The sequence below is a fragment of the Rhizobium sp. SG741 genome (assembly GCF_012275435.1).
Lineage (GTDB): Bacteria > Pseudomonadota > Alphaproteobacteria > Rhizobiales > Rhizobiaceae > Rhizobium > Rhizobium lusitanum.
Window position 1 is genome coordinate 1 of record NZ_JAAZQP010000014.1, and the last position, 22,436, is coordinate 22,436.

Annotated in this window: 23 protein-coding genes and 1 pseudogene; 6 read left to right on the plus strand and 18 right to left on the minus strand. The window is 59.9% G+C overall.

Going from position 1 to position 22,436, the window contains the following annotated elements; translation table 11 throughout:
- Positions 1-259 precede the first annotated feature (259 nt).
- Positions 260-721, minus strand: coding sequence for a hypothetical protein (locus FHT29_RS28015; protein WP_348644908.1), 462 nt, complete (start codon positions 719-721; stop codon positions 260-262).
- Between the two features lie 179 nt (positions 722-900).
- Positions 901-1,290 (minus strand): hypothetical protein, encoded by a 390-nt coding sequence (locus tag FHT29_RS28020; RefSeq protein WP_168600622.1) that lies wholly within the window; start codon positions 1,288-1,290, stop codon positions 901-903.
- A gap of 322 nt (positions 1,291-1,612) precedes the next feature.
- On the opposite strand from FHT29_RS28020, the gene FHT29_RS28025 reads away from it, so the two are divergent.
- A complete protein-coding gene (locus FHT29_RS28025; protein ID WP_156143640.1) occupies positions 1,613-1,759 on the plus strand; it encodes a hypothetical protein in 147 nt (48 codons plus the stop codon).
- Between the two features lie 130 nt (positions 1,760-1,889).
- Here FHT29_RS28025 and lpxD read toward each other — a convergent pair whose 3' ends face one another.
- From lpxD to FHT29_RS28045, 4 genes are all read right to left on the minus strand, one after another.
- A complete protein-coding gene (lpxD, locus tag FHT29_RS28030) occupies positions 1,890-2,951 on the minus strand; it encodes a UDP-3-O-(3-hydroxymyristoyl)glucosamine N-acyltransferase (protein ID WP_168600623.1) in 1,062 nt (353 codons plus the stop codon).
- 437 nt (positions 2,952-3,388) lie between these two features.
- On the minus strand, positions 3,389-3,676 hold the full coding sequence (locus FHT29_RS28035) for a hypothetical protein (RefSeq protein WP_037197012.1): 288 nt from the start codon (positions 3,674-3,676) through the stop codon (positions 3,389-3,391).
- A gap of 773 nt (positions 3,677-4,449) precedes the next feature.
- The gene (locus FHT29_RS28040) at positions 4,450-4,680 is read right to left on the minus strand and encodes a BrnA antitoxin family protein (RefSeq protein ID WP_037197011.1); all 231 of its coding nucleotides are present in this window, start codon (positions 4,678-4,680) and stop codon (positions 4,450-4,452) included.
- Between the two features lie 136 nt (positions 4,681-4,816).
- Entirely contained in the window at positions 4,817-5,218 is a 402-nt protein-coding gene (locus FHT29_RS28045; protein ID WP_168600624.1) for a hypothetical protein, read from the minus strand.
- Between the two features lie 31 nt (positions 5,219-5,249).
- On the opposite strand from FHT29_RS28045, the gene FHT29_RS28050 reads away from it, so the two are divergent.
- Together FHT29_RS28050 and FHT29_RS34740 are read left to right on the plus strand one after the other, a co-directional pair.
- Positions 5,250-5,642: a GFA family protein gene (locus FHT29_RS28050; RefSeq protein ID WP_168600625.1), complete on the plus strand. Its 393-nt coding sequence runs from the start codon at positions 5,250-5,252 to the stop codon at positions 5,640-5,642.
- A gap of 295 nt (positions 5,643-5,937) precedes the next feature.
- A pseudogene (locus tag FHT29_RS34740) lies at positions 5,938-6,114 on the plus strand (TetR family transcriptional regulator); the annotation flags it as partial.
- Positions 6,115-6,151: 37 nt separating this feature from the next.
- Here the strand turns inward: FHT29_RS34740 and FHT29_RS28055 are convergent.
- The 8 genes from FHT29_RS28055 to argH all read right to left on the minus strand — a co-directional run bounded on the left by FHT29_RS28055 (position 6,152) and on the right by argH (position 15,210).
- Entirely contained in the window at positions 6,152-7,639 is a 1,488-nt protein-coding gene (locus FHT29_RS28055) for an FAD-binding oxidoreductase (RefSeq protein WP_246703159.1), read from the minus strand.
- 92 nt (positions 7,640-7,731) lie between these two features.
- The gene (gene speB, locus FHT29_RS28060; RefSeq protein WP_168600626.1) at positions 7,732-8,784 is read right to left on the minus strand and encodes an agmatinase; all 1,053 of its coding nucleotides are present in this window, start codon (positions 8,782-8,784) and stop codon (positions 7,732-7,734) included.
- Between the two features lie 18 nt (positions 8,785-8,802).
- Positions 8,803-9,687 (minus strand): polysaccharide deacetylase, encoded by an 885-nt coding sequence (locus tag FHT29_RS28065; protein WP_168600627.1) that lies wholly within the window; start codon positions 9,685-9,687, stop codon positions 8,803-8,805.
- Positions 9,688-9,697: 10 nt separating this feature from the next.
- Positions 9,698-11,089 (minus strand): MmgE/PrpD family protein, encoded by a 1,392-nt coding sequence (locus FHT29_RS28070; RefSeq protein ID WP_168600628.1) that lies wholly within the window; start codon positions 11,087-11,089, stop codon positions 9,698-9,700.
- 111 nt (positions 11,090-11,200) lie between these two features.
- On the minus strand, positions 11,201-12,031 hold the full coding sequence (locus tag FHT29_RS28075) for an ABC transporter substrate-binding protein (RefSeq protein ID WP_037197116.1): 831 nt from the start codon (positions 12,029-12,031) through the stop codon (positions 11,201-11,203).
- 64 nt (positions 12,032-12,095) lie between these two features.
- Positions 12,096-12,866 (minus strand): amino acid ABC transporter ATP-binding protein, encoded by a 771-nt coding sequence (locus FHT29_RS28080; RefSeq protein WP_047639087.1) that lies wholly within the window; start codon positions 12,864-12,866, stop codon positions 12,096-12,098.
- Positions 12,867-12,874: 8 nt separating this feature from the next.
- Complete coding sequence (locus FHT29_RS28085) at positions 12,875-13,747, minus strand: amino acid ABC transporter permease (RefSeq protein ID WP_168598002.1); 873 nt, start codon at positions 13,745-13,747, stop codon at positions 12,875-12,877.
- The gene (gene argH / locus FHT29_RS28090; protein WP_168600629.1) at positions 13,744-15,210 is read right to left on the minus strand and encodes an argininosuccinate lyase; all 1,467 of its coding nucleotides are present in this window, start codon (positions 15,208-15,210) and stop codon (positions 13,744-13,746) included. The genes FHT29_RS28085 and argH overlap by 4 nt, the downstream gene beginning before the upstream one ends.
- A 172-nt stretch (positions 15,211-15,382) precedes the next feature.
- Here argH and FHT29_RS28095 point away from each other — a divergent pair, with 172 nt between their 5' ends.
- Positions 15,383-16,285, plus strand: coding sequence for a LysR substrate-binding domain-containing protein (locus FHT29_RS28095; protein ID WP_168600630.1), 903 nt, complete (start codon positions 15,383-15,385; stop codon positions 16,283-16,285).
- Between the two features lie 31 nt (positions 16,286-16,316).
- Here the strand turns inward: FHT29_RS28095 and FHT29_RS28100 are convergent, their stop codons facing one another.
- Positions 16,317-16,793, minus strand: coding sequence for a GNAT family N-acetyltransferase (locus tag FHT29_RS28100; RefSeq protein ID WP_168600704.1), 477 nt, complete (start codon positions 16,791-16,793; stop codon positions 16,317-16,319).
- Positions 16,794-17,006: 213 nt separating this feature from the next.
- Between FHT29_RS28100 and FHT29_RS28105 the strand changes: the two genes are divergently transcribed.
- Positions 17,007-18,176 (plus strand): aminotransferase, encoded by a 1,170-nt coding sequence (locus tag FHT29_RS28105; protein WP_047639084.1) that lies wholly within the window; start codon positions 17,007-17,009, stop codon positions 18,174-18,176.
- On the opposite strand, the gene FHT29_RS28110 is transcribed toward FHT29_RS28105, so the two are convergent.
- The 3 genes from FHT29_RS28110 to hutC all read right to left on the minus strand — a co-directional run bounded on the left by FHT29_RS28110 (position 18,168) and on the right by hutC (position 21,303).
- Positions 18,168-19,517, minus strand: coding sequence for an LLM class flavin-dependent oxidoreductase (locus FHT29_RS28110; protein WP_047552557.1), 1,350 nt, complete (start codon positions 19,515-19,517; stop codon positions 18,168-18,170). The two genes, FHT29_RS28105 and FHT29_RS28110, sit on opposite strands and share 9 nt — an antisense overlap.
- Positions 19,518-19,621: 104 nt before the next feature.
- The gene (locus FHT29_RS28115; RefSeq protein ID WP_037196997.1) at positions 19,622-20,563 is read right to left on the minus strand and encodes a LysR family transcriptional regulator; all 942 of its coding nucleotides are present in this window, start codon (positions 20,561-20,563) and stop codon (positions 19,622-19,624) included.
- A complete protein-coding gene (gene hutC / locus FHT29_RS28120) occupies positions 20,560-21,303 on the minus strand; it encodes a histidine utilization repressor (RefSeq protein WP_037196996.1) in 744 nt (247 codons plus the stop codon). The genes FHT29_RS28115 and hutC overlap by 4 nt, the downstream gene beginning before the upstream one ends.
- A 231-nt stretch (positions 21,304-21,534) precedes the next feature.
- Between hutC and FHT29_RS28125 the strand changes: the two genes are divergently transcribed.
- Positions 21,535-22,362, plus strand: a complete 828-nt coding sequence (locus FHT29_RS28125) for a transporter substrate-binding domain-containing protein (RefSeq protein ID WP_037196995.1) — start codon at positions 21,535-21,537, stop codon at positions 22,360-22,362.
- Positions 22,363-22,436: the final 74 nt, after the last annotated feature.

Genomic DNA, 22,436 nt, shown 5'->3' on the forward strand with positions numbered 1-22,436 from the left:
AGTCGGCGCTCTGCTACCCCGCTTCACTCCGGCGGAATGCGCAAACTACTTCAGGGCCGCTGGATATGACCCGGAATGAACAAGATCTGCTCTAGGTATTTTCACGATGGGCATCGGGCAGTCGATGATTGCTTTGCATTGCTGGAATTGCCGGCAATCTTGCAGGTGATTGTGCCCGGCTTGCCGTGGGCTGTTAACTTGGCAAGAGGGCTCGTGACGCCGGAAGCAACGTCACCCGCAGGATCGTCACGCCTGCGCTTCAATAGTCGGCCGGGGCGGTCCTTGGGCACAGAGCGCGGAAGATCCCCATATTTGTCGGGTAGCCAGAGGCAGATGAGCCGTCCGCATCGTCATTGGTCTGCAGGTTCACCAGCCGATACTTCGCCATGCTGTCGGGGGCAGGGTTGCGACCGCGGAATTGATATCGGTCGCCAGCGAAATCTGTGAAAATCCCGGTCTTACAATCGGCCTCGATTACATCGCTCAACGGCATCGACAGCTCTTGCCTGATGCAGTCCGGAGTAACTTTCTGAACGTACTCACGACAGAAGGCGATTGCATTTGCGCGCGTATGCTTCGTCCGGATTTCGGCATGAGAAGTATCCAGACCCGACATGCTGACGATGGTGACTTCCATCCCGGCACGGGAGCCATAGTAAATGGTGCCGGATGCAAGTGATGAACCTGCCATCGAGGTCAGCAGAACCGCCGTCAGCGTCACAAGCTTCAAGGTGCCATCCCCCCAAGTTCCCGATGATCATCTTCGAATCCACAGCGAGAGTCGAGCGCGAGAGGTCGCCCATGGCTTACAAAGGGCAGGCCGATTGTGTGAAGGCCGAAACTCAACGTGGAAATTGGGACAGCCGCTCAAGACAAGGCCATCATTGCTGGCCGGCGTTCTTAAGTATCAATGCCATTGGCTTTGCAGCGATCACGCACTTGCGCCGCCAACTCATCCGTCTGCCCATAGGCCATCAGGTTGAAGATGGTGACGTTCTGGCCACCAAACTGACTTTGCACGAGCGTGCCGATGTATGGGGCATTCGGGCTGTCTTTGCCAAGGTTCGCTGTGCCGCAGGCATATGTCGCTCCGCCAGACGATGTGCGGGCTTTCCCGCTGTTAACCGCCACTTGCTTCAACGAGAGTGATTTTTGAAATCCGTTTTGAACGGCGCTGGTTTCCTCCGGCGTCAATGGACGTACGATGGAGGGAGGCGCTTCGGGGGTAGGTCTAAGTGAATGACACGATGCTAGTATGGCGCATGCCAGTATCGAGATATATTTTTTCATACTTTTCTCCCCTCAAAACCCCCTTTTGGATACATCAGAGAGGAGAATTGCTCAACCTGTGTTGAACAGTTCGACCGCGGCGCATCCTATCGGCGACGCTTCTTGCTATTGCGAGATGAAGTGAGCTGGCCGTTTACACTGTGCCGGAGAACTCGCTTTGCAGTCCGCGACCAACACAATCCTTCGTTTGCAAGAATCTATAATCCGTAACACACGGTAACGTTCCGGCCGGGTTCCTGCCTCCAGGAATCTCGATAATCGAACTGCTGTATCGAGGTCTCCAGCACCTAAAGGCAATGAGCCAAGCGACGATAAAGCGTGCTTGACCTTTCAAGGCCTGCTGCATTCCGATGAGATCGGAGGGGACCGCGTGCTTCTGTTTCTTGCCTTCATGGCGACCATCATTCTTGGTTGTTTCATCATGCCTCAGCCTCCCGAGGCCCAGGATGATGAGGACAACATCTGGTAAGGGAATGAGGTAGATTGTGTATGGCCAAAAGGACGTTATCGCGTTTTGCTCGGGGCCGAGGCCCCACATTATCGGCCAGGTGCTAAATATCGACGGCGGCAAGACTTTCCTCTGAAAGACCTTCGCCCGGTTATACCGCGCGGTTTCCCTGGCCGGTCCGACCATCAGGCTGAACGCCGAGCCCGGCCTGGCGCTCGATATTTCTTAATGTGATTACTTGGCGCAAGAAATCCCGTTTTGGCTGAGCGGGGCTTCCAAGCAGGACCGCTCCCTCCTCGACGTCGGAAATTACACCCGCCTGTGCGCCGATCTGCACGGCGCGGCCGATGTTCAGGTGACCGGCAATTGCCGCTTGTCCCCCGATTTTCGCGAAATCGCCCACGGTGGTGGAGCCAGCGATACCCACCTGCGCAACGACGACGCATTGGCGGCCGAGAACAACGTTATGACCAATTTGAACGAGATTATCTATGCGAGTACCCGCCCCTATGACCGTGTCTCGCGCTGATCCGCGATCGATGGTGGTGTTTGCACCGACCTTGACATCATCTTCGATGACCACGAGCCCGAGCTGGGCCACGCCCAGAAAACCCTCTGCTGTCGCAGCAAAGCCGAAGCCTTCCTGGCCTATTCTGACGCCGGGAAAAAGCTCGACACGAGAGCCTATGATTGCATGGCTCACGGTAGTTTGAGCCCCAATCTTGCAATCTCGTCCGATGACGACGGCTCGACCAATCACAGATCCGGCGCCGATCACGCAGCCGGCGCCGATGACGACGCCGCTGCTGATGACGACATTCGGTCCCACCTCACAGGAGGGATCTATTGAAGCGCCTTCCTCGATGATGGCGGATGGATGAACCCCTGGGGATACAAGCGATTCAGGATGAAAGAGTGCGCAAACACGCGCCCACGCAGCGTAAGGCTCAATAGTCACAATAGCCGCGGCAGAAGGCGGCAGATCGGATTGCAAATCCGGATGCACGATAATCGCGCCTGCCAGAGATTTGCCAAGGAAAGCCAGATAACGGCGGTTGTCCAGGAAGCTGATGTCGGAGGGACCAGCTGTCTGAAGAGTGGCCACACCGGTCAGCACGAGATCTTTTGAAATCGCCGAGCCGCGCGCGCACGATGCTACCGTCGCCAGATCGAAAGGCCCGCGTTTTTCAAAGAATCTCGAATCAGCCATCATTATGATCTTTCCAGCAGGGTTAAAATATGCACCGGCATCAAAATCGATGCCGGTGTGAAGCCTCTACGTTTGAACTGCGGCTTTTCAATATTGAATCCTGTGACGAAATATTGCTCATGGACAGCGCATGCGAGGGAGCGCGAGCACAATGGGCGGAGTCGCCTTAACAAACGTCACATTTCTTCCGGTGACATCGTCATCTTCAAAAGTGTAAAATAGGGTTGAAGACTATCGATGGAGTCCACGGTGAACGTCTGCTCTTGCGAACACTCGTTCACGATTTCGATTTCACATTGCCTCCAAACCACCTGAACGAGCTGTCATCGACACGATATCATCAGCTTCGCTCGTTCGGTGGTGCCGGGTCTATCTCGGCAGGATATGGGTGCAGTCGACGGGCACGGCGACAATCATGCTCGGCCTATGGGGCCCTGGCTCTACTTGTTCTTCAGAAGCCATATCTTGCCGGCCATGGTTATGGCGTACACGTCCTTTTCGGCATCGTCGTTAAAGTGGAGACGCTCAAGAAAGCCGGGCTCCCTCAACTCTTCCAATGTTTTGGCGCTTATGAATTTGATTTTCTGCGGTCGTTCTTTCCAACGATCGGTCTTTGCATATGTCACGGTTGCGTTCTGGTGCGTCCACTTCTTCGCAGACTGCGGATAAAGGTCTCCTTGCTGGGCAAGTTTCAACCCTGCGATCTGGGACGGTGTTAGTTCAATCATGGGTGCGAAATGTCTCCATCGCTATTACTCTCGGGCGCACTTACCACAAAAAAGTCGAGTGTTTCCCAAAAATGCGCGACCGGTGTTCGTATATCTGGTTGGTGCATAGTATCTCTGCGGAGCGACCAACTCAAGAAATGTCAGCTGTCGGTGCGCAATTGACCATATTCGTCGTGAATATGCGTCATTACCGATCGGCGTTTCGCAGGTCGCATGCGGTCCAAAACGATATTCGACTGTATGGGCCGATGGTTCAAGTTTCCTCAAGGCGAGAGCTTTGAACCGGACGAGGGTCGTGGCCTCGGATGGGTAAGCGCAGGATCATCATGACCGGGCAACTTCGTCGGGTAAACCGAATTGAGGCGGGTGCCCGGCGTCCAGCGCTGTAGGTGTCGTCTGCGGGAAATGTCGGGCAACGATCGGTTGCTTGTTTGGGTCAGCCATCACCGATGGGGGCACTGTGCCGGCCACTGCCGATTTCATCTCGCGATAGTGTTCCGTCAATCTCGCCAGGTCGAAGGCCCTGTTGAGTCCGCTTGCCTGCCCCACTCGACATGCGTTCGAAGGCTGATAGCCATGTATGCCGCCTTTCCCAGAAAGGCCTTCCCTGGGGGAGTGGAGGAGAGAGCGACCCGATGCGCTAGACGTCCTCGCCAAGTTAACCGATAGACCGCCCGCCGACCCGCCGCAGCTGGCGATGCCGATGTCGGCGATCTGTCGCAGCTGTGACCCCAGTGTCTTGCGCCGCACTAGCCTGCTGAGCGCCGTGCGGCCTAGTCTTTCATCTTCATGGCGGCGCGCAGGGTGTCGTTGATCCGGTCCTGCCAGCCAGCGCCGTCTGCCTGGAAATAAGCCAGGACTTCGCTGTCGAGTTTCAGGGAGACGAGTTCTTTGATATTCGGAAGCGGCCCCCGTTCGACCGCGGGAGCAGGCGCCTTTTTGACTGGCTTGAAGAGCGCCTCAGCCGCTTCGAGCGGACTGCCTGGCCGTCTTGGTGTACGCATGGATTCTACCTTGCTCTCTGGCGGCGGTCATTCGTGCCTGTCGCCATCGACCGACCTCTTGGTACGGCGAGTTGGATATTTCCTGGCCGACACGTTTAGGAAACAATGCCGGCGAATTCTTTCATCGGTCAGCTGGTCAACTTTGGACCAATGTCGTTCTAGTGTTCGGGAAGCTCTTTGTGAAGTCCCTTGATCGCATCGTTGAGATGAGGCGCTGGCAAACGATCTTGGCGTCGCTGTTTCGAAAGAACAATGCTCCTCCGGACGGCGGAGCAGAGATCGGACAGTGAAACCTCGGCTTTTGACCGTGTCTTCCAGGAAGAAGTGGCCGAGCGGGTTCCGGGAAGGATTGCGGCAAACCCGATTTTTTCCATCTGTTGATCATCAATTCGTTCCCTTCGTTGTTATTGCCTGCGTTTGGCAGATTGGCCGGTGCCGCATCGGGTTCGCCGAGCAAAGACTTGTCCGGATCGATAGCGGGAATGGCGGCGATGGGCGCTGCAGTAATTGCGATGACCGTGCTGTTCGTCGTAAACATTCTGCCTGCTTGTTTTTAGAGGAGGCACAGCATGGACCGATTCACCGGCGGTTGCCTGTGTGGCGACGTTCGAATTGTGGCGTCGGGACGCCCATACCGGGTCGGCGTCTGCCACTGTCTCGACTGCCGCAAGCATCACGGCGCCCTTTTTCACGCTTCCGCGATATTTCCTCAGGATGCGGTGACGATCGAAGGCGAAACACGCGACTACGCCGGGCGTTTTTTCTGTCCCCGCTGCGGCTCGCCCGTTTTCGCCCGCACCGCGGACGAAATCGAAGTGAACCTGGGATCCCTGGATGCCCCTGACCAGCTGAAACCAACCTACGAACTCTGGACCGTCCGTCGCGAATCCTGGTTGCCGCCGTTTCCGCTCACGAGACGATACGACCGCGATCGTGACGCCTCGAGTCGCTTCGAGGGGTAGGTCGCGCGACCGGTGCGAAGGCGCCGTTGCGAGGTGACAGAGATGCAGGCCTTGATCGACATCTCGAACCTGATGCTCGCGGACTTCGCCTTCGAGATGGAAGGCGAAGTCCGCGGCGAGGCGACGAGCATTTTGTCAGTCGCAGATTAAGGCTGCGACGCGCTCACTCCTGTTAAGCGTATTGAACCGCAAAACCTTCGTGGACCATTTCCTCGCTTTTTGCCCGGAGCGCTTTCGTATGCTCGCAATCGAGCGCGTAGGAGATCGCACGCCTTCGCGCACCGGGTTGATCAGCCTCGCGGGCGTCGGCATCGGCACGCTCTATCGCCAGTTCCCGTCCCGCGATGCCTCGATCGGTGATGTCTACCGCAACGAGACCGAACAGCTCACCAAAGCCGCAATTGAGTTGGCTGAAAGTCTTCCGCCGAAGGAGGCGCTGCGGCAATGGATGGCGGTATTCGTCGAATACATGGCGAGACTCTGGTTGCGCCGAGCAACCAGAGTGGACGTTATTCCTGCAGCTGACGACGGTCCGCTCCCAGCACCTTGCCAGGGTTCATCATGCCTGAGGGATCGAGACTGTGCTTGATCGCAAGCATGAGGTCCTGCTCGACCTCGCCGCGATATTTGAGCACCGCACCTGCCTTGAGCGTACCGAGCCCGTGTTCGGCTGAAACGGTTCCGCCGAAGCGCAGGGCGCTGTGGTTGATGATGCCGTGGATCTCATCCGATCTGGCCAGGAAATCCTCGGGCAAAACGTCATCGGGCTGGATGATGCCGAAGTGGATGTTTCCGTCTCCGAGGTGGCCGAAAGCAATGATGCGGGCTCCCTTGACGGCCTCGGAAATCGCCGCAGAGCAGATCTCGAGGAAATCCGGTATCGACGAGATCGGAACAGCGATATCGCCCTGGATCGTCGGTCCCTCCATCATGTCGGCTTCGGCCAATCCTTCGCGCAGCGCCCAGAAACTTCTGCTTTGGCTGAGAGAAGCGGAAACGACGGCGTCGCTGACCAAGCCGGCCTCATAAGCCTCGGCAAGCACGGCCGTCATCCTTTCCTGGTGCGAGGCGGTTTCGTCGCTCGAGGAAAATTCGATCAGCACCTGCCATTCGCAAAGCCTTTCCAAGGGGAACCGGCAGGCTGGGAAATGCTTGAGGACAAGTTCGAGGCCGCTCCCCGGCATGAGCTCGAAAGCAGTGACCTGCCCGCCGGTTCGCTGCTTGCAAAGCGCAAGCAAATCCAGCGCTGCCTTGACGGATGGCACGGCGCACACCGCCGTCGCCACGGAGGCGGGCCTTGCAAAGAGTTTCAGCACGGCTCCCGTAATGATACCGAGGGTGCCTTCGCTGCCGATGAACAGTTGCTTGAGATCATAGCCCATGTTGTCCTTGCGAAGGCCGCGCATGCCGTTCCAGATGCGGCCATCCGCGAGAACCACTTCAAGCCCGAGAACCAGATCCCTTGTGTTTCCGTAGCGCAGGACATTGCTGCCGCCCGCATTGGAGGCGAGGTTGCCGCCGATCTGGCAATTGCCTTCGGAGGCAAGACGCAGCGGGAAGAGACGTTCGTTTTTCTCTGCCTCCGCCTGGATCGAGGCGAGAAGGCATCCCGCATCGACAGTCATTGTATCGTTGACGGTGTCGACAGCCCGCACCTTGTTCATGCGGGCGAGATTGACCAGGATCTCGACACCCTTTCCGCTCGGCACCGCGCCGCCAACCAGGGATGTATTTCCGCCTTGCGGCACGATCTTCAGCCCATATTCCCGGCAGATCGAGACGATAGTTGCGACTTCCTCCGTCCGTGCCGGCTTCAGCAGCAGGGGCGAACTGCCGCGCATCACGCCCGTCCAATCGACGACATGCGGTTCGAGAAGGCCGGGATGGGTGCTCCAGCCGGAAGGCCCGACCGTCTCCTTCAGACGTTCAAGCGCTTCCGCAAGCCTGTCAGGCCGTATCTGCTCTCCGGATACGCCCGCCTTCATGTCCAGCGTCATTGGAGAAAATCCTTTCATTTCCGGCGGGTGAGGTTCAGGCCCTCATCCTGTGGTGATCGGCCGCGCTGGGCGCGCGCGACCGACGGGATGCGCTAGGGCTTCAGGGACGGGCTGAAGCGGATCAGGCTGAGGATTTCGAAGAGCATCTGTGCCGCAACATGAGCGGTATTCGTTGTCGCGTCATATTGCGGCGCGACCTCCACCACATCGCCGCCGACGAAATCGATGCCCTTCAGTCCGTGGAGGATTGCAAGCACTTCGCGGCTGGTCAGGCCGCCGATTTCCGGCGTCCCTGTGCCGGGTGCGAAAGCGGGATCGAGACTGTCGACATCGAAGGAAAGATAGGTCGGGCCGTCTCCTACGACCGCGCGCGCTTTTTCGATGATGGCATCGATGCCCATCCGGCTAATGTCTTCGGCATGGATGACGGTCATTCCGGATTCGTAGGAGAACTCCCAGAGATACTCCGCCGCGCCACGGATACCGATCTGAATGGTGCGCGTGGGATCGAGAACTCCATCCAGCACCGCATTCCTGAACGGTCCGCCGTGATGGAACTTGGTGAGGTCATAGGCACCGCCCGTATCGCAATGCGCGTCGATATGGATCAGGCCGACAGGGCGCTCCTTGCCGACGGCCTTGAGGATCGGGTGCGTGATCGAATGATCGCCGCCGACCGCCAGCGGGATGACGCCGGCAGCAACGATCTGCCCGAAGCGACGTTCGATATCCTCATGGCTGAGCTCGAGGCGATAGCGGCTGCGGAATGGGACATCACCGATGTCGGCGACCTTCGTTTCGAAGAGGGGCGCGCATTTCAGCACGTGATTGTAGGGTCCGACACGCTCGATGGCGCGCAGCGCCCGCGGCCCGAAACGAGAACCGGGGCGATTGGTGACACCGAGATCCATCGGAACCCCGATCAAGGCAATGTCGAGATCGCCGAAGTCTGGATTTTCGGCGTCAATCGGCCGGTAGGTGGCATCGAGGAGGGTCGGAATGCCGCTAAAGGGCGCAGCGCGAGTACCGCTTGCCGAAAAGATTTTGTCGGCCACGGCTTGGAATTCCGGATCATGGATGTTGCCACCATGCCCCTCGCCAAATTTTTCACGCAGCTGCTGCAGTTTTTCGTGGTCGAATGCCATGTCGTATCACCCCTCGTCTCAAACTGAAGAAGCTTTGCGCTCTTTTTCCAGCGTTTCAAAATGATCCGTGATCTGCGCTCCGGTCGCGATCCAGACGTCGTCCTTCGACTGCACGTGGCGCAGGAAGTCGCGCAATATGTGCCAGCGCATCGGCCGGCCGGAGACCTGCGGATGCAGGACAAGCGTCGTCACCCCGCCCCATGCATGGGTTGCCTCGAATTCCTCGATCCAGAGCGGGAGCACCGTGTCCCGCCCGAAAAGTGGCCGCGGACTGGTGCGGCTCGACATGCCGAAGTTCCAATCGTCAAAGGCGAAATTGACGGGGATCTCGACCAGGCCCGGCCGATCGCCTGCGGACCGATGCCGATAGGGCAGGATGTCGTCGCGGAACGAGCTCGAATAGCGGATGCCGGATTTGGCAAGATAGGCCAGCAGTTCCGGGAAGTTCTCGCCCGAAGGGGCGCGGTAGCCGACAGGGCGGATACCGAAAATCTTTTCCAGCGCCTCGAAGCCGCGATCGATCTCCTCGAACGTCTCGTCCAGTTTTTCGCGATCCGGCATCTTGTGCAGATAGCCGTGATGTCCGATCTCGTGTCCGGCTTTCAGAATGCCCTCGCAGACCTCGGCATGGGCGAGCGCCGTCCATCCCGGCGTGAAGAAGGTCGCCTTCAGGGACAGTTCCTCCATCAGCTCAAGAATCTTGCCTATCCCGACGCGTGCATCATAGCCGCCGTGGGAGGTGGTGACCATGCGGTCGATATTGGACGGATTGTTGCCGATCCATGCGGTTTCCGCATCGACGTCAAAGCCGATGAACAGGGCGCTTCGGGCACCGTTCGGCCAGGTCATCGCCGGGGCCTTGTCAGCAGGGTTGAGCGGGCGCGGGGTCAGGTCATAGGTCACGGCTGTATCCTCAGCAAAAGACGGGGCGGTTGTCCGCGTTGCCCGCCAGCAGGGTTTCGAGCCTGCGGCAGTCATCCAGGTTTTCAAGGTCGGCGATCGCGGCCCAAAGCCGATCGGCCTGTTCCGGCTCCATGGCCATGGCCGTGAGCTCGCGAAACTTGGCGGCGACCGCGGCAGGCTGCATCGGCCTTTCGGCAGAGCCGGTGGCCCGCGGCACCATCCGCGAAGCGCTGGAACCATCCGTGAAGATCAGTGTCACCACCGGCTCGTCGAGCGGCAGCATGCCATCATCCACGGTGAGGCGCATGCGATCCATGATGCTGCGGAGACGGGCGTCGGAGCGCCGCTCCGCCGAATAGGCTTGGAGCCCTGCCGTGCCGAAAACGCAGCGCGCGGCAAGGGCATAGGGCAGGCTCATCTGGGTCGGCGCCATCGCGCCGGTCTCCTTGGCACCGCACATGCCCATCAACATGGGACTTAATCGCAGCTCGATCGTCGTTATCTCGCTGGCCCGGCGGCCCGTTTCCCGCAGGAGGTCGTCCAGTGCATCCACGGCAGAGTGGGCACCGCGGCAGGAGGCGTAGGGTTTTAAAACAGCGCGTTTTACTTTCCAGCTTTCACCGAGCGCGTCGCTGAGCTTCTCCGCCTCGCAGGCCGATTTGTTGAAGGAGCGGAAAAAGCCGCCCCAGACGTCATCGAAGACCTTGGATGGTCCGGCAAAGCCCTCCGTGGCCAGCTGCGCGGCAAGCAGGCCGCCTTCGGCTGCACGGCCGGCATGAATTTTCTTGGCCTGCGAACCGTCGTGGATGAAAGCCCACAGACCGGACGAAAAGCTGGTCGCAAGGGTGATCGCATCGCGCGTGGTAGAGGCATCGAGGCCGCAGATATTGGCGACGGCTGCCGCCGCAGCAAGCGTGCCGCAGGTGCCGGTCGAGTGCCAGCCGAGGCTGTTGTGGCTGTCATATCCGCCGGCTGCTTCCAGAATCCGCCGACCGACATCGTAGCCGGCGACCACAGCCGCGATCAGTTCCTTGCCCGTTACGACGCGCGATTCTTCAGCAATGGCGGCCATGACGGCGGGCATGACGACGGCACCGGAGTGATCACATCCCCCGGCATCATCAAGCTCAAAGGCATGTGCCGCAACACCGTTGATCAGCGCGGCGTCGCGGGCGGATACACGCTCAGTGGTACCCCAGAGCCGCGCGTTTCCCTGCGTTCGGCCAAGACGCCTCGCGATCCGGAATTCGTTCGAGCGGCCGCCGGCGAGAGCGGCGGCAAATGTATCGGCAATATGGATTTTGGTCTTTTCGACGACATCGGCGGGAAGGGCCTCAAACCGGAGTGCCGAAATAAAGGATGCCAGTCTGTCGATCGGGGCGTCGCCAAGAACGCGGGACATGATTGTCTGCTCTCTCGTATTTGGGAATGATGGACCCGAATGAAGCTGCCTTCACCGGGTCATTGGTTTGCGGCCCCGGCGCTTTCACGCCGGAGCCGCGGACGCCAGGCGTTACTTTACGGCTTGAGCGTTGACGTAGATGCCGTCCAGCATCGCACCTTCGAGGCCGTATTTGGCGAAGATCGTCTTGTACTCGCCGCTGGCCATCAGCGCCTTCAGCGCGGCGGCATAGGCATCGCGGAGCTCGGTATCCTTCTTGGCAAAGCCGATGCCCTGATAGACGGCCGTAAAGGGCTCGCCGACAACGGTATAGGTGTCCTTCTCGAGGCTCAGCAGATAGGGAAGCGTTTCGGAACCCTGCACCGCGCCATCGACGCGACCTTGCTTCAGCTGGGCACGGGCGTCCGCCGAGCCTTCCGTACCGACAACCTTGACGGCCGGCAGTCCCTTGGCTTCGCAGTTGGCCGCACTCCACTTCGCCGTCTCATCCGGGAAGGAGGTGCGGCGGCTCATGCCGACGATCTTGCCGCAGAAGTCGGTCGGCTTCTTGAACTCGTCCTTGCGGGCAAAGGATGTGTAGAACTGCGCGCCGGATTTCATATAGTCGACGAAATCGAGCGTGTCGCGACGGGTGGGCAGGTCGCTCATGCCGCTATGGATGAGGTCGACGCGGCCGGTCGTCAGGGAAGAGACCATCTGTTCGAAGCCGATATCGGACCATTCCACCGTGGTGCCGAGTTGTTTGGCGAGCGCGAGGCCAAGATCGATGTCGAGGCCCATGAGTTTGTTGGTGGCCGGATCCTTGTATTCCATCGGCGGATAGTTCGCCTGGTTGGCGACGACGACCTTGCCGGCGGACTTGATTCTTTCCGGCAGGCCTTCAGCGTTGGCTGCGGTTGCAGCAACGCAAAGAGCTGCGAGCATGACGAGATGCCTGTTCATGTTGTTCCCCATTTTGACTCTGGTGCAAAGCCGGAGGGCTTCCTGTTCCGCCAGCTTCCTCTTCTCAACTGTGAACGGCTTTGATGAACTCCGCCGTTCTGGCGCTTTTCGGAGTGCTGAGAACCTCCGATGCCAAGCCTGTTTCGACCACTTTTCCCGCTTCCATGAAGGTGACGGTATTGGCCACATTGCGGGCAAAGCCCAATTCGTGGGTGACGACGATCATGGTCATTCCGGACGCTGCAAGATCCTTCATGACGTCGAGCACTTCGGAGACGAGTTCCGGATCGAGCGCCGATGTGGGCTCGTCGAAGAGAATGAGATCCGGCTGCATGCCCATGGCGCGGGCGATGGCGACGCGCTGCTGCTGGCCGCCTGATAGTTCGGACGGATAATGGTTCGCCTTCTCGGCAAGACCGACGCGTTCCAGAAGGATGGAGGCTCGTTCGCGGGCCTGCTCCACGGACTGTCCGAGGACATGCACCGGTCCCTCGATGATGTTCTCGATCGCGGTCTTGTGCGGAAAGAGGTTGAAGCGCTGGAAGACCATGCCGATGCGGCGGCGCTGACGGGAGATTTCCGCATCGCTGATCTGGTGCAGATTGTTGCCTTCGCGGCGATAGCCGATCAGCTCGTCATTGACCCAGATGGCGCCGCCATCCATCCGCTCCAAAAGGTTGATGCATCTCAGAAACGTGCTCTTGCCAGAGCCGGAGGGGCCGATGATACAGCTGACCTCGCCGCGCACGACCTCCATGCTGACTTTGTCGAGGGCGCAGAAGTCGCCGTAGTTCTTCGTGACGTCGACGGCCTTGACGAGAATATCCTGTTTCATGGTCGACCTCACATGGACGTTTTGATCGATTTCGAGCCGCGCCCGAAATAACGCTCGATATAGTGCTGGCCAACCGACAGGACGGAGACAACGGCGAGATACCAGAAGCTGGCAACGAGCAGCAGCTCGAGAACGCGGGTATTGGCAAAGTAGATGATCTGGGCGTTGTGGAGGATTTCGGAATACTGGATGACGCTTGCAAGCGATGTCAGCTTCACCATGCCGATCACTTCATTGCCGATCGGCGGGACCATCACGCGCATGGCCTGCGGCAGCACGATGCGGCGCAGCATCTTCATCTGCGTCATGCCGATGGTCCGGGCGGCCTCGTATTGGCCGCTATCGACTGAGAGCAGCCCGCTTCGGACGACCTCGGAGGTGTAGGCGCCCTGGGAAATGCCGAGGCCAAGCATGGCGGCGACGAAGGGCGTCATCACGTCAACGGTTCGGAATTCGATAAGGCCGTGGATGCCCATGGTCGGAAAGATCAGCGCCAGGTTGAACCACAGCATCAGCTGCAGCAGCGCCGGCGCGCCACGGAAGATCCAGACATAGCCGATGGCGATGTAGGAGAGCACCGGATTGCCGGAAATGCGCATGATGGCGATGAGGACGCCGAGCACGATGCCAACAGCCATGGCGGCTACGGTCATCAGCAGCGTATTAGTGAGACCGTCGAGAATGGCTGGCGCGAACAGAAACTCGCGAACGTAGCTCCATTCTATCTGGCCGACGCTGAAAGCGCGCACCAGCCCCGCGAGCAGGACGAGGACGATGGCAGCGGCGACCATGCGGCCGATATGCCGCTTCGGCACCAGGCGCAGATGGGCGATCTCGTATTTGTCATCGGTGGGCGAAGGGCTGGCGCTTGCAACTGTCATCGGCTTCGAAGCTCCTGAGGGTCGTTCTCTCCATGGGTGGCACGGGCTGCTTTCGTCGGCGCGCCGGCAAAGGCGCGGCAGGCATCGATTGCCGTTTCGAAGCGGGCAATCTGTTCGCGCACGCGCACCGGCGCGGTGGAACCATAGCCGGTGCGGCTGGCAAGCGCCTTGTCGAGCGTGATGGCGGCAAGCATATCCTTGTTCAGCCGCGGATCGATCTTCGGCAGGTCGTCTTCGGTGAGCCCGGCAAGATCGTGGCCGCGTTCCTCGCAATAGCGAACGACCGCGCCGGTTATCTCATGCGCCTCGGCGAATGGCACGTTCTGGCCGACCAGCCAGTCGGCGACCTCGGTTGCGAGCGTGAAGCCCTTGGGAGCCTCCTCACGTAGCTTGTGGACATCGAATTCCAGTGTTGCCACCATGCCGGCAAAGGCTGGCAGGATCAATTCGAGAACGTCGATCGTTTCGAACAGCGCGCGCTTGTCTTCGGCCAGGTCGCGATTATAGGCGAGCGGCATGGCCTTCATGGTGGCGAGGAAGCCCGTGATGTTGCCGATGAGAGTGCCGGACATGCCGCGCGTCAATTCGGCGATATCGGGGTTCTTCTTCTGCGGCATGATGGAGGAGCCGGTGGAATAGGAATCGTGCAGCCGCACCCAGCTGAACTGCTTGGAGCTCCAGATGCAGATTTCCTCTGCCAGCCGCGACAGGTCGACCGCGACCAGCGAGCAGATAAACAGAAACTCGGCGACATGGTCGCGGGCGGCGACGGCGTCGATCGAGTTTTCGCAGGCGGCCGAATAGCCGAGCTCAATGGCGGACAGGTCGGGACGGCAGGCGATGCCGGAGCCGGCAAGTGCCGCCGCGCCGAGCGGCGAGCGGTCGAAGCGACGGTCCCAATCTTCGAAGCGCTGCAGGTCGCGCAACAAGGACTGGGCGTGCGCCATCAGGTGGTGACCGAGGACGATCGGCTGGGCCGGCTGCAGATGGGTGAAGCCCGGCATGACAGTCTCGGCATGGTGCGAAGCCTGCTCAGTCAATGCTTCCTGGACCGAGATGATCTCCCGCGAGAGCTCGCGCGCCATGCGGCGCAGATAGAGGCGCGTGTTGTTGGCTGTCTGGTCGTTGCGGGACCGTCCGGCGCGAAGCTTCCCGCCGAGCGCGCCGAGGCGTGCCATCAGCAGGCGCTCCAGGAAGGTATGGACATCCTCGTCGCCCGCGATCGGTTGCTGATGACCGCCGGCGACATCCGTTTCGATGTCGTCAAGGGCAGCTCGGATCGCTGCGAATTCGCTTTCGTCGAGAACGCCGGCGCGCTTCAGTTCGGAAGCATGCGCGCGGGAGCCCGCGATATCCTCCCGGAAAAGGCGGAAATAGGACAGCGGCGCGCGTGACAGATTGGCCAAGGCCTCGGACGGTCCGGACTTGAAGCGCCCGCCCCATAGCTGCGTGGGCTCAGACATTGATGTCCCCTGTTTGTTTAAACTTTTGGCAATGCTCCTACGTGCTGATTTAATCGGCAAGCGAAGTTATTTCACTACGCTATGACAAAACCGACTAGCTCGAATTTCGTCAGTGGATTATTGAAATGGGCCGAGGAGATGTAGCCATGATCGGCGCTCCTGCGGAGAACTCATGGTATCGGGCCGACAGCACTTGCCTTCGATGACTGCCCTGCAGGTTCTGCTTGCCGTGGCGGAGAGGGGATCGACGAGTGCTGCCGCAGAGAGCACATCCCTGTCCCAGAGCGCCGTCAGCAAGCAGTTGCTCGCATTGGAGGACCTGATCGGCAGTCCGGTCTTCACTCGAACGCCGCGCGGCATGATCCCCACGGAGATCGGTCTGATTTACATCGAACACGCGCGCACCGCGCTGAAGGCGATGGAAGATGCGGCGTTGCGCGTTGCGCGTCTGAAGCCCGGCCCTGGTGTGCTGCGCCTGCAGGTTCTTCCGATTTTCGGCGATCGTTGGCTGCTGCCGCGTTTCGTTCAATTCGCTGAACAACATCCGGAAATAGACGTGCAGTTCACGACCTTCGTGTTACCCACGCAATCGGAGACGGCGGACGGCATATTCCGTTTTCTCATTGCACCGAACAAGGGAGAGACTGCGCAATATCTGTTCGGGCACGAGGTTCTGATCGTCAGCGCGCCATCCTATTGGCAGAAGAATGGCATTCCGGGCACGATCGACGAACTGGCCGAGGGTGTCATGCTGGAACATCCGCAGACGCCGCTGCATTGGCAGCATTTCGCCGAAAGCCACGGAAAGCCCGATATCGCCGTCCATCACATCACGCGGTTCGGCTATTACACCATGGTGATCCGCGCGGCCCTTGCCGGACAGGGGATGGCGTTGATACCGCGCGGCCTCATTCTCGATGAGTTGGAGACAGGTCGACTGATCAACCCCAATGGCTTCGGCTATCGAAGCGAATACGGATACTGGTTCGCGAAGCCGGAAGACATCTCCCCCGGCGCTTCGATGCGGACGTTCGAGGCATGGCTGATGGGGCAAGCCGAGAGCATGCGCGACTGAGACAGGGAGCAGCGTTGCAACAGGCTGGCGGTCAGATCGTCAGTTCTTCGAGCGCCTTTCCATCAAGGCGATAGAACAGCTTATCGGGTTTGCGCGTGCCGCCGAGCCCGTCGTAGAAATCGAGAAGCTTTGCGTTTTCAGGGTCGGCGGTCCAGTCGATCCGGGCAAGCCCCCGCTCTTGTGCCAGCTCGGCGAGCGCGCGCATGAGGTCTCGGCCCAAGCCGCGGCTGCGTTGCGCGGCGCTTACGAACAGTTCCTTCAGAAAGATGCCCGGTTTCAGGCCAGGTCCGGGAAAGATCCCGGAGAAGGCGGCGAAGCCCAGGGTGGCGTCGTTCTCCTCCACGATCAGGATCTCGGCACCTTGTGGCATTGCCTTGAGCCCGGCAATGATTTCGGCCCGCGACGGACAGGGTACCTGATAATGCGCCTGCATTTCTTCCATGAGGGCAGCCAGCGCCGGCAGCGCTGGATCGTTCGTCAATAGAAGACGGATTTTGGTGGTCACGATTCGCTCCAAGCTAGGTTTCGGATACCGGACAGACCGTGCGAGCGGAAAGCCTTCTTGTCGCCGAGCTTTAGGGGCCGGATGCCGAAGCCGTCAACATCTTCGATCTGGCAAAACAATCGCCGGCAATTCGCTGAGGAACGGTTTGCTCCGACAAATCGGTTGAGATCGTGACCGATATCGGTGTAGCAATCGGTCTCCAAGGAACCCATCGACATGCCATCCGCAATCCCCAATCCTTTCGTGACGCGGCTTTCGCCGCCACCCATCCCCTCCGTTTTTGCATGGGCGCGCGACTATGCCGGCGCTCACGGTCCGCTGATCGATCTGTCGCAGGCCGTGCCCGGCTATCCCGCCCATCCCGAGATGCTGCGGCTCCTCGGCGAGGCGGCGGCATCGCAGGCCATGACGGGCTATGGGCCGATCGAGGGAGAAACGGTGCTGCGCGAAGCCTATGCGCGGCATGTGAGCGACATCTACGGCGCGTCGATCCAGGCTGCCAATATCCACATCACCTCCGGCTGCAATCAGGCCTTCATGTGTGCCGCCATCGCCCTTGCCGGTGCCGGTGATGCGATCGCACTCACAAATCCCTTCTATTTCAATCATGAGACGACCTTGTCCATGCTCGGTATCGAGCGCGTGCTTGTCGAGTGCGATGCGGTCGGTGGCTTCCTGCCGGATGTTGTCTCGGCCGAGCGGGCGCTTGCCGCCGGTGCCCGGGCGCTTGCGGTCGTCACGCCGAACAATCCGACCGGGGCCGTCTATCCGCCGTCATTGCTGCATGATCTTTTTGCGCTTTGCCGGAAATATGGCGCCTGGCTCGTGCTTGACGAGACCTATCGTGACTTTCTTCCGGGCGATTATGGCCCGCCACATGCGCTGCTGTCGGAGCCGGGCTGGGAGGATACGCTCGTCCTGCTCTACAGTTTCTCGAAATCGTTCTGCATTCCCGGCCACAGGCTGGGGGCGGTGACGGCAGGGCCTAAGCTTTTGGGCGAGATCGCCAAGATCATGGACAATATGCAGATCTGCGCCCCGCGCTCCGCCCAGGTGGCCGTGGCTGCCGCCTTGCCGGTGCTTGCCGATTGGCGGGCGGGAAACCGGCTGGAGATCGCGCGCCGGGCGGAGGCGCTGAAGGCCGTGGTGTCCGACCTGCCCGGTTGGGACATTGCCGCAATAGGCGCCTATTTCGCCTTCGTACGGCACCCCTTCACTGACCAGTCTTCGGCTGAGGTGGCCGAGAGACTGGCAAAGCGGGTGGGTATCGTCAGCATACCCGGAAGCTATTTCGGCGTGGGACAGGAGCGCTATCTGCGTCTTGCCTTTGCCAATGCTGATGTCGCTTCGATCGGGCTGCTCGGGAGCCGGCTGCCGCTAGGCTGACGGGCTCTTCGCAAACCGGTTGGCCGGCATGGACAGCCCCAGGTTTTCACGTAGCGTCGAGCCTTCGTATTCTTCTCGGAACAGCCCGCGGCGGCGCAGCTCCGGCAGGACAAGCTTGACGAAATCGTCAAGGCTGGAGGGCAGGGTCGGGAACATCAGGATGAAGCCGTCCGCGGCGCGTGTCTCGAACCATTCCTCCATGAAGTCGGCAATCTGCGTCGGTGTGCCGGTAATGCCGTTGCCGGTATGCTTTTCCGCATAATGGCGGACAAGCTCGCCCACCGTGCGCCCGCTTTTGACGAAATCGACGAGCTCGTCGAACAGGGCGCGCGAGCCTTTCGGTGCCGCCGGAAGCCGGTCCATCGGGAAGGGTTGATCCAACGGTACGCCGCGCAGATCGGCCTCGAGGAATTCCGACAGCATCAGCCGGCCGACGTCCGGATGCATTTTGTCGATGAGATAATTGACTTTGGCTTCGGCTTCAGCCTGCGTTTCCCCGACATTGATGACCACGCCGGGCATGATCTTGAGGTCCTCCGGGTCGCGGCCATAGGCGGGCATCCGGCGTTTGACATTGGCATAGAAGTCGCGATTGCGGTCGATGTTTGAGGCAAGGCTGAAGACGATCTCGGCGGTGCGCGCCGCCATATCCATGCCGGGTTCCGATCCGCCGGCTTGTGCTATGACAGGCCGGCCCTGCGGCGTGCGGGCGATGTTGAGCGGCCCTCGCACCTGGAAATGCTTGCCCTTGTGGTTCAGCGTGTGATGCTTCGTCTTGTCGTAATAGACACCTGTTTCCCGGTCGAGAAGCAAGGCGCCTTCCTCGAAACTGTCCCACAGGCCGAACACCACATCGACGAATTCGTTGCCCCGCTCATAGCGCAGCGCGTGGGGATCCAGCCCCTCACGGTTGAAGTTATAGCCCGTCTCGTCGTGGTCGGAGGTCACGACGTTCCAGCAGGCGCGGCCGCCGCTCAAATGATCCACCGATGCGAAGAGGCGGGCGACGTTGTAGGGTTCGTAATAGCTCGTCGAGAGGGTGGCGACGAGGCCAAGATTTTTGGTGGTGACGGAGAGTGCGGCTAGGAGCGACACCGGCTCGAAACGGTTCATCTTGGTCGGGATGCGCGCGAGCGCATCCGGATCGCCGACGGCTGCGGCGGGCGAATCCGCCATGAACATGAAATCGAATTTGGCTTCTTCGGATCGTTTGGCGACGTCGAGGAGGTGGCTGAAATCATTGGCGCCGTGGACGTCACTGGCCGGATGAAGCCAGGAGGCCGGATGGAAGCCGAAGGTGTAGACAAAAGTGCCCAGCTTCATCTTGTCGGTGCGCGCCATGCCGTTCTCCTGATCGCCAAGCTTAAAGTCTGCGCAGATTATCGTCCTGCGATTTTTTTCATCAATATCGCGCCGCTGTCTTTCGTTTTAGTTTTTCTAAAAATCTACACCGGTGTGGACGGCGCGGATATGCGAGCCTGTTGACGCGAAATCGAAACAAGCCAGTCGCGAAATGCCGGGCCGAAGGGCTTCTGCAGCGCCGCCCTGTCCCAGGCGAGAAAATAGCTTTCGCGTAATGGGATGCGGATATCGACGGGAATGACGAGCGTCTGCGCTTCAAGCTCGTCTGCGATCATCGACATCTGAGCGAGGACGATGCCGCGTTTGTTGACGGCCGCATCGATGGCGCTGCTCGATAGGGTAAAGGAAAGACCGGCGGTGGTCTCCTTGAGTGCCGCCCCTGTCTTCGCGGCGAATTCGCGCCAGCTCGGATAGGGCGTGAAATGGCGCTCCCATTCGACATGCAGGAGTGGGTATTCGAAAAGCCGCGCCGCGGAGGGCGCCTTGCCCTTGATCAGCGCCGGTGAGCAGGCCGGGACCACCCAATCGCGGAACAGCTCCGTATAGTGTTCGTGCTGCAGCACATCCGATCCATAACTGATGCGGAAATCGATGTCGTCGAAGCCCATGCGCGGTTCCTTGTCGCGGCCGACGATCCTGACATGGGCGTCCGGATGAAGGGCCTGCCAGTCGAAGATCCGGCGCCCGATCCACTTGTTGACGACGGAAGACAGGGCGCTGAGAACCAGGGCATTCTCATTGCGCGCCCGTTCCAGTATCTGCTCCGCAAGCGCGAATTGCTCGAAGCCCTTCGATATTTCCTGATGGTAGAGCCGCCCCCATGGGGTGAGCTCCACGGTACGGCCGTTGCGCTCCAGCAGGGTCACTCCAAGAAAGCTCTCGATCTTGCGGATCTGCTGGCTGATCGCGCCGGGGGAAACCTTAAGCTCCAGGGCCGCGGCGCTCACGCCGCCGCAACGGCCGACGGCTTCGAAGGCCTGCAAGCCCTTGAGCGGAACTGTCCTGATAGCCTGTTTCTCGGTCAAGAGGCGCTTCTCCGCGGCAGTTGATCCCTGACGCCTCTCTCAGTCGGATGAAAGTCGCCGGCAAACTGGAAACGGTCGCCGGGATGAATGATCTCGACATAGGTGACCGTGCGGCTGTTCTGCCATGTCTGGCGGATGAGTGTAAGGCAGGCCTCGCCGCGCTCGGTCTCAAGCAGGCGTGCCGTGGCGGCATCGGCCGACACGGCGCGGATGACATGCCTCGCCTTCGACCAGGGTACCATGTTCAGCAGCCATTTGCCTGGAGGCACCGAGGCAAAGCCTTCGGTTCTGGCGGATGGCACCATGGCGAGCATGATTATGCGTCGTTCCAGCGCATTCGGCTTGCCGTCCACCGCATGCAGGCAGTGAAGCCGCAGGATTTCCGCTCCCGTCGGTTCGCCGAGCTGTGTTGCGGTGACAGCATCCAGCGTCTCGATTTTTCGCATCAGGATCCTGTAGCTGTGGTCATGCCCCGCCAACTCGGCTTCCGTTGAGATGTCCTGAATATCCATCACCGTTCGGTCGATCTGCCGCGCGGCGACGAAGGAACCGACCTTGCGGCGGCGTATGATCATGCCGCGCTCCGCCAAGGCCGACAGCGCCTTGTTCACGGTCATCCGAGAGCATTGATACTCTTGTACCAGCTCGTGTTCAAAGGGGATGCGATGACCGGGCGGCCAGGCGCCGCTCATGATCCTGGCTTCGATGTCTTCGAAAATTCTCCGATGAATTGAGACCAATGCTCACCTCGATCCAGCCATGACATTCAGTTGCTGCGAAAGCCGCTTTTGCTAGGTCCATTGCCGCTGTACGGCATAAATCTTGCGTCCAATGAGTTTAATGTTTGACAGTGTAGGCCAGCCTGTATCTATTTGTATAGACAAAAGCGGGTCATAGAAATCCGCTTGGCGGGACAACGCTTGGGGAACCTGGACCTTCCACCGGAAGGGCAAAAAACTGGAGAGAAAAACATGAGGATGAATTCGCTTCTGAAGGGGCTGGTCGGCGCCGCATTTTTGTTTGGCGCGACGATTTCCGCCCATGCGGCCGACACGCTTGCCGCCGTAAAGGCCGCCGGCACCTTGAAGGTCGGCACCGAGACGGCCTTCGCACCCTTCGATTTCATCGATGCAGGCGAACATGTCGGCCTGAACGTCGATCTCTTCGCTGAGATCGGCAAGGAACTCGGCGTGAAGATCGAATGGGTCACGCTGCCCTGGGATGGCGTCTTCCCGGCGCTCGAAGCCGGCAAGTTCGACGTCGTCGCAGGCCCGGCGACGATCACCAAGAAGCGCATGGAGCGCTATCGCTTCACGCCGCCGCTCGCCGAGGCGACCATCGCAATCCTGAAAAAGGCTGGCGACAAGACGATCAACAAGCCGGAAGATATTGCCGGCAAGAAGATCGGCGTCGGCAAGGCGACCGCCCAGCTCGATCAGCTCAAGGAGTTTTCCGAAACCCTGCCGACCAAGGTCGACATTCGCGAATATCCGGCCTTTACGGAGTCCTATGCAGACCTCGCGGCCGGCCGCATCGCCGGTGTCGCCAACTCGCTGCCGAATATCGCTTTCGTTGCCAAGCAGCGCGAAGGAACGTTCGAAGTCGTGCTGCCGCCCTTCGGCAAGAAATCCTATTTCGGCTTTATCGGCCTGAAGGATGCCGATCATGCGCCGCTGATGGATGCGATAGATGCTGCCATGCTGAAGATCAAGGCTGACGGCCGTATGGCGACGCTGCAGAAGAAGTGGTTCGGCGCGAGCTTCGACACCCCGGATTCCGTCAAGGACCCGGCATTCTGATCAGCCATCGGAAATCGGCCATGCCCGCGGCAATGTCGGGGCATGGCCGAGAAATGCGACCGCACCTTTCTGGC

Coding starts and splice junctions, on each gene's coding strand:
- FHT29_RS28125 (WP_037196995.1), top strand. CDS start 21,535: ATGAGGATGAATTCGCTTCTGAAGGGGCTGGTCGGCGCCGCATTTTTG.
- FHT29_RS28020 (WP_168600622.1), bottom strand. CDS start 1,290: ATGAAAAAATATATCTCGATACTGGCATGCGCCATACTAGCATCGTGT.
- FHT29_RS28050 (WP_168600625.1), top strand. CDS start 5,250: ATGGACCGATTCACCGGCGGTTGCCTGTGTGGCGACGTTCGAATTGTG.
- argH (WP_168600629.1), bottom strand. CDS start 15,210: ATGTCTGAGCCCACGCAGCTATGGGGCGGGCGCTTCAAGTCCGGACCG.
- speB (WP_168600626.1), bottom strand. CDS start 8,784: ATGGCATTCGACCACGAAAAACTGCAGCAGCTGCGTGAAAAATTTGGC.
- lpxD (WP_168600623.1), bottom strand. CDS start 2,951: ATGATGGCTGATTCGAGATTCTTTGAAAAACGCGGGCCTTTCGATCTG.
- FHT29_RS28080 (WP_047639087.1), bottom strand. CDS start 12,866: ATGAAACAGGATATTCTCGTCAAGGCCGTCGACGTCACGAAGAACTAC.
- FHT29_RS28040 (WP_037197011.1), bottom strand. CDS start 4,680: ATGCGTACACCAAGACGGCCAGGCAGTCCGCTCGAAGCGGCTGAGGCG.
- FHT29_RS28105 (WP_047639084.1), top strand. CDS start 17,007: ATGCCATCCGCAATCCCCAATCCTTTCGTGACGCGGCTTTCGCCGCCA.
- FHT29_RS28055 (WP_246703159.1), bottom strand. CDS start 7,639: ATGACGCTGGACATGAAGGCGGGCGTATCCGGAGAGCAGATACGGCCT.
- FHT29_RS28085 (WP_168598002.1), bottom strand. CDS start 13,747: ATGACAGTTGCAAGCGCCAGCCCTTCGCCCACCGATGACAAATACGAG.
- FHT29_RS28110 (WP_047552557.1), bottom strand. CDS start 19,517: ATGGCGCGCACCGACAAGATGAAGCTGGGCACTTTTGTCTACACCTTC.
- FHT29_RS28095 (WP_168600630.1), top strand. CDS start 15,383: ATGGTATCGGGCCGACAGCACTTGCCTTCGATGACTGCCCTGCAGGTT.
- FHT29_RS28045 (WP_168600624.1), bottom strand. CDS start 5,218: ATGTTTACGACGAACAGCACGGTCATCGCAATTACTGCAGCGCCCATC.
- FHT29_RS28075 (WP_037197116.1), bottom strand. CDS start 12,031: ATGAACAGGCATCTCGTCATGCTCGCAGCTCTTTGCGTTGCTGCAACC.
- FHT29_RS28035 (WP_037197012.1), bottom strand. CDS start 3,676: ATGATTGAACTAACACCGTCCCAGATCGCAGGGTTGAAACTTGCCCAG.
- FHT29_RS28070 (WP_168600628.1), bottom strand. CDS start 11,089: ATGTCCCGCGTTCTTGGCGACGCCCCGATCGACAGACTGGCATCCTTT.